This is a genomic window from Pseudomonas sp. RIT-To-2 (assembly GCF_029623465.1).
GTDB classification, from domain to species: domain Bacteria; phylum Pseudomonadota; class Gammaproteobacteria; order Pseudomonadales; family Pseudomonadaceae; genus Aquipseudomonas; species Aquipseudomonas silvicola.
In genome coordinates this window covers 25,808-36,631 of sequence record NZ_JAPYKM010000048.1, presented here as the reverse complement: position 1 = coordinate 36,631, position 10,824 = coordinate 25,808, and the positions used below count along the sequence as shown (strand labels likewise).

Here is a 10,824-nt window from a genome sequence, read left to right as displayed (position 1 = left end):
CACCTGCTAATCCGCACATGTAGTTGAAACCCTACTGTTTTCGGCACATTTGGCGTCACTGGCTTTTTGCTCGTACCACTTTTGTACCACTCACCATGCTCTTGAGCTTGTCCAACTCTGCCCAGTCATTCGGGGAGCTGATCCACTTGGCATAAGTGGAGAGCAGTACCTGCACGCTGTGCCCAAGTTGCGCGGCGATGAATGCCGGGTTCATGCCGGCCATTAGGCACATCGTTGCGTACGTGTGGCGCGTGTCGTACATCCTGCGGTGTCGTATACCCAACTTCCGCAATGCGCTGAGCCAGTAACGTTTCTGACCTGTCTCGGAACGTATAAACAGCTCCGACTTCTCACCTGATCCCTTCGGCGCGAAAACATAATCTGAGCGCGCCGCGGTGAGCGGTCTGGCTTTTTCGAGTGCGTGCAATGCGCGATCGTTCAATAAAACCTTACGAGTGGTTTTCGTTTTGGTCCTCTCTTTGATCACGCCCTTGATCATGATTCTGCAGACGTTGACTGACTTTGTTCGGGCATCAACTTCGCTCCAGCGCAGAGCCAGAACCTCCCCTGGGCGCATCCCTGTGTAAAAACAAAATTCAAAGTAGCAGGCGTAAATCTGCTGCAGCCCGCTCGTCACTTCGTACAATTTGTCGATCATCAAAATGGCCTCCTCCATGGTGAAGGGGTCGATTTCTCGCTTCGGCACTTTGGCGCCAGGTATCGAGAGCACCGGATTGCGTACGATGATCTCGTCGGCCACTGCCTGGTCGAAGATTGTTGTGAGCACTCCCAATACGCCTTTCCGGCGGCTGAGCGACGGCCACTGAATATCGTTCACCACCTTGCGTAGGTGGACCGATGTAATAGCGTCCATGGGCATCGACGCCAGATAGGGAATCCAGTAAATCTGGAGGGCGGTTCGATAACCCACCCGGGTGCCCTCGACGATTTGAAGGCTATCGAGCCAGTCCTGGGCGTAGTCGAAGAAGATCGGTACGGCGTGAGCAGTGACGTTGCGGCTACGAGGGAACAGCTCGGCATACTTCTCGGGAGTGAGAGCGCCGAGCTTGTCCAGTCCCTTCACTTGAGAACGTAGGCTCGCTGCTGCTGCGATCCCTTTCGGGGTTTGAGGGAGGGCGAGCGTTTCGCAGCACCGCTTCTTGTTCCAGGTGAAGCGAATTCGGATTGATCGCCCGACAAGCTCCACCCCTGACGGCAGGTCCACAGGCTTTCTATCCATTCGTCGTATCTCCGTTTGCTGTAGATGATCCGGCCGTCGATCTTCATCCATACGCCGGGCGGGATTACCTTTCGCTCTCGCTTACGCTGGAGAGCCCTGGCGGTGGTCCCTACAAGCTCGGCCATCCGCTTTTCCGTTACCTTGTCGTGCCCGTCATCCCCGGGCAGTTTTTCTGCTGCTGCCATGGTCACTCCTATGACGCGTCAGGTTTTCTGCAATCGCCAGATCTGGCGTGTGTGCCTGTAGAAGCGCGGCGATCACCGAGTTGATACCGCTGGCGTAGCTGCCGGGCCGTCCTACTGCTGCGCCGGATAGGCGCTCGATTACGATGTCGACCGGGCTGGCCCGCAGTGATTTCACCAGGTCAAGCGCCCAGGCGCGTCCCTCGCGGTACATCACCTTGTTGATCGGGCCGGTAATCTCCTGTCGAACGCCAACGGCGCTCTCGGGCGGCGTGGCGACCTTCTCGACCCGTGGTGCAGGCCGACGCAGTGATTTCTTGGGCGTGAGGCTGGCGCGGGCCTTGGCCAGGGCCTGGTTAGCGATATTGCCCATGGCCACCCTCCAAACCTTGAGCTATGTGGGTTTCATGCGTTACTTCACACTGGCGGTGGCCGGCCTCGAGCGAGTGATCGACGGTCACCTTGATCTGCCAGCTGTGCCTGTAGCCGGTTGAGGAGTCCTCCGACTTGTGGTAGCCCCGATAGCGCCCGCTGGCGCTATCTAGGATGAGCCCCTGCTGCTCTGCCAGGATCTTGCACTGGGCCTCAGTAATTTCGCGATCCGGAACCGTGGCTTTGCAGGTCGTGACGTTGGTGCGTGTGGCGATAGACTTCATGCTTACGCCTCCAGTCTGCCGACGTTCACTGCCGACGCTGAAAAGTGGTCGGCCAGCACTTGGCGGGCGTCGATGCCGCAGGCGGCGGAGAGGGTCATGACTTCTCCGAAAGTTGTGCTGGGCTGCTGCAGCAGTTGCCACAGCAGAATCAAGCGAAGACCCCGTGGGCCGTTAGGCTGGGGGCACAGAGTTGGAATGCTCCGTTGCCGGGACAAGTCAAACGCCGGCATGGCGGACCTCCACATTTGTATAGCTTGCGGCAAAGGCTAAAGCGTCCAGCAGAAGGTCCATTCGTTTTTGCTTGTCTAAATATTGCTCAACGGCGCGGATGAACACTGTGTTCATACTTGTGTACGTGATGGAGGCGTAGGCCTCCACTTGATCGCGAAGACCAAAGGGCATGCGGACAATAAACTTTTCGTTTCTGTGGTTTTGGACGGATTGATTAATCATCAGGACGTTCCTTTACGCGGTCCTTGAGCTTTGCGGTACGCACCTCATCACGATCGACGGCGATATCGCTCTGTGCCTGGACCCCGATCTGGACGATGGTCCCTTTGATAGCGATGACGCGGACGATGATGTCGTCGCCGATATGAATTTGCTGCCCGGCTTTGCGGGTGAGGATCAGCATTTGGAACTCCTTGCAGATGTTTTTAGGCAAGCCGGTGCCCGGCCGCGTTGTTGGCTTTCGCAAAAATGTTGAAAAGGTGGTGGTTACATCACCGGACTGCGCCCGCGACCAGGCCCACGCCGCTGCTTACGCCAGCAGCACGCCTTGGTGATGGTCTTCATCCTGCTGGCGTTGGGGTGCAGGCATCATGCTGCCGGCGAAGGCAATCAGGCCAAGACGAAAGGCTTCGGCGACCAATGAGGCACGATTAGTGACGTTGAGCTTGAAGAATGCACGCTCGACGGACTTCTTGACGGTTGCGGGTGAGCAGTCCATTTCTCGTGCGATCTCTTTGTTCGCCAGGCCCGAGCAAATACCCAGCGCAGCGCGTAGCTCTTGCGGTGCCAGCAGGCCAGTGAGCCCCTGGAGGCCGCCAAAATTAATCAGTTCGCACATAAAAACTCCCTCCGTGAATTGTTGCGATGAAGAAAATATAAGCAGATTGATAAAAATGCACAAGCAGTATTTTTATATCAATGGTCGCGCCGCTTCTGCCAACCGAAAAATGGGCACAAAAAAGCCCGGCAATGCCGGGCTGCTGCTTGACGCTGCAAGAATCACGAGAAGAATGATGCTCCCCAAAACACGCGACCTATGACTTCCAGTGAGTTCTCCGCCATCTGTTCCAAGGTGTAGCTCTCGTCAGGATGCTCCGCAGTGTTGAAGCTCCGCATACGCACACCTCCACCGGGCAGGCGATAGAGAATCTTCACTCGTAACTGGCCGTCATGCTTAAGTGCATACATCTTGCCGTCCACGATTTGCCGCTGACCTGTATTGATTCCCACCGTGCTCCCATTGGGGAGCACCGGCTCCATTGAGTTCCCGGAGACAATCACGCAAACGGCCTGGTCAAACTGTACGTTGTGAGCCCGAAGGGACCGTTTTCCGAACCGCAGCTTTGCGGTAGTGCTCTGCTCGATCACGGTACGGCCGCTCCCTGCGGATAGCTCAACTTCCCGAAGGAATGGGATTTCAACTTCATCATCGTCAAGCGGGGTTTCGTCATCCCAGGCGCTGATTGGAACTGCGCCGATGCCTAGGTCGGCGGCTTCCTCCTGCTCCTGGTCCGCCATTGCTTGTGCATACCCGGCCTCAAACTCCTCCCACTGCTTTTTTCCTTCTGCGTAGAAGGCCTGCTGTTCGGGAGAGGACAGCATTCCGCCCAAGTCAGTGGCGAGCCACATGGCTGATACGCCGCATGCCTCGGCGATTTGCAGCAGATACGACGATCGCTGGGTCTTACCCGACTCGAGTTGGCTGATTGCTGTCTGAGCAATCCCCACCCGCTCGGCTAGCTCGCTCTGGGTCAGGTTGGCGTGCTTCCGAGCGGCTTTGATGCGGTCTGATAGTTTCATCCGCAGATCCTATAAAAATACTTATGGGGTTGCAAAGAAGCCTGCTTCTATGCCTTCATATAAAAAGGCTTATCAGAGGCTTCTTTTGTGTCTAAAGCTATCACTGTGCTTATCAAGCACTTCGGCACCCAGTCCCTCACTGCGAAAGCTTTGGGGGTATCGCAAGCCACCATTTCCTACTGGCTTTCTGGCTCTCAGAAGATCAGCCCGGAAAAGGCGTTTCTTGCCGAGCTGATGACTGATGGGGCTGTCACCGCTGCCTCCCTGTGCCCTCTGCTAGCCCAGGTCGAAGCTCGCCACAAGGTAGGTGAATCATCCATCAATATTCGCGTCCTGGCATCTGGGTCTGATGGCTCTGTGAATTCATCCAGTGATCTGAGGGCGTAGGCATGAATAAACCTTTCTTGCAGTTTTTGTTGTCTGGCTGACTTTTCTCCAGGCAATAAAAAACCCGGCTTCGCAGGCCGGGCTTCTACATCCCACTCATTCGCAGTGAGTGGTTCGTACTTCATCGTCTGTAGGAGACGAAACTATGTCGCACTCAGAAAATACCATTACCACCCCAGTAGCGCAACTACCTCAGCTTTCTGCCTTCAGCTTTGGCGGTCTGGACAGCACCTTGCTGTGTATCAGCGATGGCCAGGATCTGATTGAGGGTCTCCGCCTTGCGCACGAATTGGCCGAGGGGATCAGGCAGCTCTGCGGACGCTTGGACGACTGCATCAACAATGGCGAAATCGCCTACTGCGCAGAGGTCCGCGCCTTGGGCTTTCTGGCTGATGTGGTTTCCACGCTGAACCGGTCTGCCCGCCAAAGCCTGGAAGATCAGCGCCAAGGCGCTCAAGGCGGTGCCAAATGACCAACAAACTTTTGACTCTGGAGCATGAATTTTGTGTCCGTGGTCCCTGCGCTGTGCTCTCGGCCGCTGGTGGCGTGCCAGTTCACGATGCGCTGGAGGCTGCTACTGATCACCTCGAGGCAGTAGTAGCCGGCCTGCGCAGCCTCATGAGTACGCCTGAATGCTCGAACGAAGCGACATTGATCTTCTTCGCTGCCGAGAATGCATTGGCGCTGGTCTACGCATCTCACGCTGCCGTCGACGCAGGGGGTGTGGCATGAGTGAACAGAAGCGCATTGCCGAAGACGCCACGTTCCAGATCGCGTGTGCGATGCAGCACATTGACTGGCTTCGGTCGGTACTGGTTGTGCTGCGGGATCGTTTGGACGAACACGAGCCCAACAAGCAGTACGCCAATGTTGCCGAGATGGCGATCTACAACGCCGACGACTGGCATAACTGCCTTGATGTGGAGCGCGAGAGCCTGGAAAAACGCACTGATGAGGCGTTTGGCCAACCGCGCGCGCCACAAAACACGAGCCTTCCAGTTCGTGGCGCAAAAGTGGAGGGCGGCCAATGAATCTGATCACGATCCACAACACCATCATGCCAATCGTCGAGTACCGCGGCCAGCGCGTAGTCACCTTGGCCATGATCGACCAGGTGCATGGGCGGCCTGAAGGTACGGCTAAGCGTAATTTTGGCGAGCACCGGGATCGCTTCATTGAAGGCCGGCACTGCTTTGAGGTAAGTAGGGACGAAATCCGTACCGAGCTGCCTGTTGATGTTTTCAGCTCTCGCGCCCCTCGCGGGGTTCTGGTCACCGAGCGCGGCTACCTGCTTCTGGTCAAAAGTCTCAACGACGATCTGGCGTGGGATGTTCAGGAACAGCTTGTGGAGCAGTACTTCCGGCCGGCTACGGCTCCAGTTCTGCCACAGGACCTGCCCACCGCGCTTCGCCTCGCCGCTGATCTGGCGGAGGAGAAGGCCGTGCTTGCCCTGGAAAACCAACAGCAGGCCAAGAAGATCGAGGCGCTCGAGCACCTGTTCATGCCCGGCGAGACGCCGACGCAGTTTGCCAAGCGCCTGAACGGGGTCAACTCCCAGCAAATCAACTCCTACCTGCTTGAGCTCAAGTGGATCTACAACTCCGAAAGCAACCCTGAGTACTCTCCAAAATACCGGGTTTATGCCATGGCGCGCGACAAGCACTGGCTCACTGAGAAGCCGTTCAAGGTGAGCGGTGAAGGGGTTACCAGCTTCATCCGCTACGCCCCGGTGATGCTTGAGGGGGGCACCAAGAAGCTGTTTGACCTTTACATCGCTGAAAAGCTACCCATGAAGAAAACGTGGGACGGCCAGTTCTTTTACGAAAAATTCAACCCGGAGAAGTCCCTGTGAGTAAGAAAATCACCTACGAACAACTCATGGGGCAAATCGCCGAGGCAGCCGTTTCCTTCCAGCACGCCGAGATCTTGCGCAACTCCCTGAAGCGCGAACTGAGTGCGATGTACGCCACCTATTTCCGGGCACACGGCCGCCCAGGGAATGGCGAGCGCACGCGCTTCGACTTCGAAGATCCGGCGTATCGCGGGGTGGTGGAGTTCACCCAAGCGGCCTATAGCCGTTGGTTTGATCAGCGTGCCCTCACCATCAAACTCAAACGCAAGTTGCGCAGCTTGGTTGAGCGCCTGGAGCGTGCGCAATGAGCAAAGTGATCGATTTTCCAAAGGCGCCGGCCGTTGAAGTCATCAACGAGGATTTCTTCGAGCGGTTCGATGACGCCGCGCTCATGCTGACGGCATTCGAGAGTCTGGCGGATGCGGTAGAGGTGATTGAGGAGGGTGGCGAGATTCACCTGCGTGATGACACGCACGTTGGCCTGGTGGAGGCGTGCATGGCTTTGGCGGTGATGTTCAGGCGCAGGACGGGGCATGACGTGCAGAGCGTTTCCGCCGATCACCTTGCGCATCAGCGGCAGTGTCTTATGGATGGGGTTGAACTCACGTCCCTGCCTATTCCGATAAGGCCCCCTGCGATACAACCTCTCCCAGCCGAGGCCTTCCGGGTGGTTCCAACTGCTGATCTGGCCCAAGTCGGGTTCAACTATGTCCATCGCTCGCACGAACATATCAAGGCGAACTGCCCGCGGCTGATCGAACTGGATCTTGCTCGGGCGCACTCTCTTGATGCCCTGGGCGCGCTCACCGTCCTGATCGAACGGCTGTCTGGCGGCGTGGCGTCGATGCCCGCCGGCGAGAACCCGGTAGCCAATGCTCCAGGCTCGGAGACGTTGCAATGAGCATCATTCGAGCCCCTCGCCCGGAGGGGAATTTCTACCTGTTGAGCAAATCGATCAGCGAGGACCGGCGCTTGAGTTGGGCTGCACGCGGGGTTCTGGTGTTTTTGTTAGGTAAGCCTGACCACTGGAAGGTCTCTCCGGCGCACCTGCGCGGGGAGACTGCGCAATCGGTAAAGCCAACCGGTCGTGATGGTATCTACGGTCTGCTAGACGAGCTCATCAAGGCGGGCTACGTCCGCCGCGAGCAACCGCGCGGCGATGGTGGCGTACTTGGCGAGGTCACCTATGTGGTGTCTGAGTCACCGCTTCCGGCTTCACCGCTTCCGGCTTCACCGTATCCGGCTGTACCGCATCCGGTCGAACCGCATCCGGCTAATCCGACACTAGTAAGTATTGAGGATAAGCAAGTACTGAAAAATCCAACAAGCACTGACTCCAGCGCTCGCGCGCAGACGATCCCTTTTGACTTGTTCTGGAAGCTGTATCCACGAAAGGCGAGCAAGGCGGCAGCAGAAAAGGCCTGGAACAAGCTGAAGGTCACCCCAGACCTGTTCGCTGTGATCGCCCAGGCCCTAGCCAAACAAACCAACAGTCTCGACTGGCTCAAGAGCGGTGGCCAATACATCCCGCACGCTGCCACCTGGCTGAACGGCAAGCGCTGGGAGGACGAGCTGACGCCGGGCCCGGCCAAGGCCAGCGCCTATAACAACCTGCCCCAGCACACCGCCGATATGTACCAGGAGGCGCCAAATGGCCAAGCAAACTTCTAACTTCAGCCCGGCGCCTCGCATCGATGACCGTGAGGCCTTGCGGGAGAACTGCCCTCACGCTGGGCACGCTCCGTTTATCAACGTCCAGGTCGAGCAGTTCGACGGCACCTGGCTGCCCAACGGCTGCCCAAGCTGCAAGTGGGCGGCGTTGAACACTGCGCCTACCGATAGCCTTGCCCACAAGGCCGAGAAATCGCGCAGGAGCGCCGAACGCCTGAACATCCTACTGGTGGGTTCTGGCATCACACCTCGCTTCCGTAGCAGCACGCTGGACACGTTCGTCACCGGTGGCGATGCGCAGAAGGAGAAGGCGCTGAGGACTTGCCGGGCTTATGTCGACCATTTCGAGGAGAACTTCTTGGCCGGCCGCTCGCTGATCCTGGCGGGTGGTGTGGGCACCGGGAAGACGCACCTCGCCTCGGGGATCGCCCAGGCAGCGATCCGGCAGTACGGCGTCAAGGCCCTGGTGGTGCCCGTGGCGGAGATCGTCCGCGTGGCGAAGGGCACGATGGCCAAGGCCGCGACCTACAACGAGCGTGACGTGATCAACGAACTGGCGGACGCCGACCTGCTGGTCATCGACGAGGTTGGTGCCCAGCGTGGCAGCGACTACGAGCTGGGGCTGGTGCATGAGGTGATCGATCGCCGGTACCAGCTGATCTTGCCAACGGTGGTGGTCTCGAACCTGTTGGTGGACGATCTGAAAACCTACATCGGCGAGCGTGCTGTTGACCGGCTGCGCCAGGGTGGCGGTAAGGCGGTGGGGTTCACCTGGGCCTCGGCGAGGGCGAGCGCATGAGCCAGGAACGAGAGTTGTACCTGCCCGAGGCAGAGCATGGTGTCCTCGGTGCGATCATGCTGGCCTCACTGGGCGGCAATCAGGCACTGGTTGACGACATCGTCGGCCAGGTAACTTCGGCGGATTTCTACCACCTGGACAACGCCGCGCTGTTTGATGCGATCAGCGATTGCCTGGCGCAGGGGATGCCTGTGGACCCAGTCACTGTGTCTGCTGTCCAGCGCTTGCTACCCAGCGGGGACCTGACCCTGGTATACGCGGCGACCATCAGCGACAACGTGCCGTCGACGGCGAACGCGATGGTGTATGCCCGCCACGTGAGAGAGTGGGCAGTGCTGCGCAAGATCATCGACATTGGCCGACTGGCCGCCCACCAGGTCGCCGAGGGCGCGCCGGCGCCGCAGATCATCGCCGAGGCCCAGCAGGCCATGGCTGACCTGCGCGATCTGCAGGCGGCCGGCAAGGCCGGGTACAAGCGCATGGCCGACGTGATCCCAGTGGTGCTGGACAACATGGACAACGTGCTGAACGACAAGGCGCCGCCGAAGCTGTCCACGGGGCTGGTCGACCTGGATAAGCTGATCGGCTTCCTGCGGCCCAAGAGCATGGTGGTGATCGCCGGCCGGCCTGCCAGCGGCAAGACGATGCTCGGCCTGCAGATCGTCAACCATGTGGCGATCCGTGGGCGCGGGGTGGGCCTGATCATCTCCCTGGAGATGGGCGAGGAGGAACTGACCATTCGCACCATCGCCTCCCAAGGCGGTATCGACTTGCGCCGCATGGAGGAGGTGAAGTGCCTAGAGCAGGACGAGTGGAACCGGATTGGCCTGGCGGCCAGCCAGATCAACGGCGCCGAGTTTTACCTCAACGACACCCCGGGCATGACCATGGCTTCCATTCGCATGGAGGCGCGCCGACTCCAGCGGGAGAGGGGCCTCGACATCTTGATGGTCGATTACCTGGGGCTGGTGGGCACGGATGCGAAGTCGCAGAACCGCGCCGACGCTGTGGCCAAGGTGTCGATCGCCATGAAAAATTTAGCGAAAGAGCTGGGCATTCCAGTGTTGGTGCTGGCGCAGCTCAATCGGAACCCGGCAGCCCGGCCGGACAAAAAGCCCAAGTCCAGTGACCTGCGCGACTCCGGCCAGATCGAGCAGGACGCCGATGCGGTGATCCTTGTGCACCACGATCCCGAATCGGAAGCCGGGCAGCAGGGCGTCACTGAGCTGATCCTCGACAAGGGCCGGCAGGCGCCGCCCGGGTCGTGCCTCGTTCAACGCCAGGGGCAGTACGCCCGTTTCGTCAATTTTGCAGGCCGCGAGCCCAGCTGGGAGGAGGTCGAGCAGGGCCGGTCCTTCGCTGATCGTGCCAGGGGGAGAAAGAACAATGGGTAATCAAGCAAGCGCCGAACTGGCTAAATCCATGGATAGCTACAGCCCGGGCATCTATCGAGGCGTCATGTCAGCAATCGTCCGGGTGCTGGCGGCCGACAGCATCGACAACTCGACCAAGCAAAGCTGGCAAAAGCTGATCGATTCCGGCGCGAGTACCGGAGGCTTCAGGGCGCTGCTGTCTGCCCGCGACCAGTTCGATTACGACTGCTGCCTGCACGCGCTCCTGCACCGGGAGCTGAGCCCGGCGCACTGGGACATTCTGGTTGGCAAGTACTCAACCGCCAAAGGCAACCGGGTAGGGGCGATCTCGCGGACGATCCCGCGCATCAGCTCGCCGGCGCCCGCTCTGTTCGTCTACAAGGCGACGACGGTGTGGTTCATCCCGAAGATGAAGGGCAAGCAGGGCAAGCGATCCACCGACGTTGCTGTGCTGCCTGACGAGTTTTACGACATCAATACTTGGGACACGGAAGCCCGGCCAGACTCGACCCGTGGGCGCTGGCGCCTTGGGATTCACAAGTGCTTGGCGGCGATGGAGGAGGCCGCAGTGGTCCATGTCACGGAGATTCTGGACAGGGAGCAATTGCTTGATGAGGTGGGTTGACAGTAGTG

19 protein-coding genes are annotated in these 10,824 nt (G+C 59.0%); 11 read left to right on the top strand and 8 right to left on the bottom strand.

Going from position 1 to position 10,824, the window contains the following annotated elements; all coding sequences use genetic code 11:
- Nucleotides 1-55: 55 nt before the first annotated feature.
- The 8 genes from QBK88_RS28075 to QBK88_RS28040 all read right to left on the bottom strand — a co-directional run bounded on the left by QBK88_RS28075 (nucleotide 56) and on the right by QBK88_RS28040 (nucleotide 4,109).
- Nucleotides 56-1,240, bottom strand: coding sequence for a tyrosine-type recombinase/integrase (locus tag QBK88_RS28075; RefSeq protein WP_277964627.1), 1,185 nt, complete (start codon nucleotides 1,238-1,240; stop codon nucleotides 56-58).
- A gap of 153 nt (nucleotides 1,241-1,393) precedes the next feature.
- On the bottom strand, nucleotides 1,394-1,795 hold the full coding sequence (locus QBK88_RS28070) for a hypothetical protein (protein ID WP_277964626.1): 402 nt from the start codon (nucleotides 1,793-1,795) through the stop codon (nucleotides 1,394-1,396).
- On the bottom strand, nucleotides 1,779-2,078 hold the full coding sequence (locus QBK88_RS28065; protein WP_277964625.1) for a hypothetical protein: 300 nt from the start codon (nucleotides 2,076-2,078) through the stop codon (nucleotides 1,779-1,781). The genes QBK88_RS28070 and QBK88_RS28065 overlap by 17 nt, the downstream gene beginning before the upstream one ends.
- A gap of 2 nt (nucleotides 2,079-2,080) precedes the next feature.
- Nucleotides 2,081-2,230: a hypothetical protein gene (locus tag QBK88_RS28060; protein WP_277964624.1), complete on the bottom strand. Its 150-nt coding sequence runs from the start codon at nucleotides 2,228-2,230 to the stop codon at nucleotides 2,081-2,083.
- 64 nt (nucleotides 2,231-2,294) lie between these two features.
- Nucleotides 2,295-2,531 (bottom strand): Arc family DNA-binding protein, encoded by a 237-nt coding sequence (locus tag QBK88_RS28055; protein ID WP_277964623.1) that lies wholly within the window; start codon nucleotides 2,529-2,531, stop codon nucleotides 2,295-2,297.
- Nucleotides 2,524-2,712: a carbon storage regulator gene (locus tag QBK88_RS28050; protein ID WP_277964622.1), complete on the bottom strand. Its 189-nt coding sequence runs from the start codon at nucleotides 2,710-2,712 to the stop codon at nucleotides 2,524-2,526. Before QBK88_RS28050 ends, QBK88_RS28055 begins: the two co-directional genes overlap by 8 nt.
- A 126-nt stretch (nucleotides 2,713-2,838) precedes the next feature.
- On the bottom strand, nucleotides 2,839-3,147 hold the full coding sequence (locus QBK88_RS28045; RefSeq protein WP_277964621.1) for a LuxR C-terminal-related transcriptional regulator: 309 nt from the start codon (nucleotides 3,145-3,147) through the stop codon (nucleotides 2,839-2,841).
- A gap of 161 nt (nucleotides 3,148-3,308) precedes the next feature.
- Nucleotides 3,309-4,109 carry a S24 family peptidase gene (locus tag QBK88_RS28040; protein ID WP_277964620.1) on the bottom strand — a complete coding sequence of 267 codons (801 nt, stop codon included), beginning with the start codon at nucleotides 4,107-4,109 and terminating at the stop codon, nucleotides 3,309-3,311.
- An 87-nt stretch (nucleotides 4,110-4,196) separates the two neighbouring features.
- On the opposite strand from QBK88_RS28040, the gene QBK88_RS28035 reads away from it, so the two are divergent.
- From QBK88_RS28035 to QBK88_RS27985, 11 genes are all read left to right on the top strand, one after another.
- Complete coding sequence (locus QBK88_RS28035; protein ID WP_445765017.1) at nucleotides 4,197-4,496, top strand: transcriptional regulator; 300 nt, start codon at nucleotides 4,197-4,199, stop codon at nucleotides 4,494-4,496.
- Nucleotides 4,497-4,641: 145 nt separating this feature from the next.
- Complete coding sequence (locus QBK88_RS28030) at nucleotides 4,642-4,968, top strand: hypothetical protein (RefSeq protein WP_277964619.1); 327 nt, start codon at nucleotides 4,642-4,644, stop codon at nucleotides 4,966-4,968.
- Nucleotides 4,965-5,228 carry a hypothetical protein gene (locus tag QBK88_RS28025; protein WP_277964618.1) on the top strand — a complete coding sequence of 88 codons (264 nt, stop codon included), beginning with the start codon at nucleotides 4,965-4,967 and terminating at the stop codon, nucleotides 5,226-5,228. The genes QBK88_RS28030 and QBK88_RS28025 overlap by 4 nt, the downstream gene beginning before the upstream one ends.
- Nucleotides 5,225-5,527, top strand: coding sequence for a hypothetical protein (locus tag QBK88_RS28020; protein WP_277964617.1), 303 nt, complete (start codon nucleotides 5,225-5,227; stop codon nucleotides 5,525-5,527). The genes QBK88_RS28025 and QBK88_RS28020 overlap by 4 nt, the downstream gene beginning before the upstream one ends.
- Nucleotides 5,524-6,348 carry an ORF6N domain-containing protein gene (locus QBK88_RS28015; RefSeq protein ID WP_277964616.1) on the top strand — a complete coding sequence of 275 codons (825 nt, stop codon included), beginning with the start codon at nucleotides 5,524-5,526 and terminating at the stop codon, nucleotides 6,346-6,348. The genes QBK88_RS28020 and QBK88_RS28015 overlap by 4 nt, the downstream gene beginning before the upstream one ends.
- Nucleotides 6,345-6,656 (top strand): hypothetical protein, encoded by a 312-nt coding sequence (locus QBK88_RS28010; RefSeq protein ID WP_277964615.1) that lies wholly within the window; start codon nucleotides 6,345-6,347, stop codon nucleotides 6,654-6,656. Before QBK88_RS28015 ends, QBK88_RS28010 begins: the two co-directional genes overlap by 4 nt.
- Nucleotides 6,653-7,249 (top strand): hypothetical protein, encoded by a 597-nt coding sequence (locus QBK88_RS28005; protein ID WP_277964614.1) that lies wholly within the window; start codon nucleotides 6,653-6,655, stop codon nucleotides 7,247-7,249. The genes QBK88_RS28010 and QBK88_RS28005 overlap by 4 nt, the downstream gene beginning before the upstream one ends.
- Nucleotides 7,246-8,019 (top strand): hypothetical protein, encoded by a 774-nt coding sequence (locus QBK88_RS28000; RefSeq protein ID WP_277964613.1) that lies wholly within the window; start codon nucleotides 7,246-7,248, stop codon nucleotides 8,017-8,019. The genes QBK88_RS28005 and QBK88_RS28000 overlap by 4 nt, the downstream gene beginning before the upstream one ends.
- Nucleotides 8,000-8,818, top strand: a complete 819-nt coding sequence (locus QBK88_RS27995) for an ATP-binding protein (protein WP_277964612.1) — start codon at nucleotides 8,000-8,002, stop codon at nucleotides 8,816-8,818. Before QBK88_RS28000 ends, QBK88_RS27995 begins: the two co-directional genes overlap by 20 nt.
- Complete coding sequence (locus QBK88_RS27990) at nucleotides 8,815-10,212, top strand: replicative DNA helicase (RefSeq protein ID WP_277964611.1); 1,398 nt, start codon at nucleotides 8,815-8,817, stop codon at nucleotides 10,210-10,212. Before QBK88_RS27995 ends, QBK88_RS27990 begins: the two co-directional genes overlap by 4 nt.
- Entirely contained in the window at nucleotides 10,205-10,816 is a 612-nt protein-coding gene (locus tag QBK88_RS27985) for a hypothetical protein (RefSeq protein WP_277964610.1), read from the top strand. The genes QBK88_RS27990 and QBK88_RS27985 overlap by 8 nt, the downstream gene beginning before the upstream one ends.
- Nucleotides 10,817-10,824: the final 8 nt, after the last annotated feature.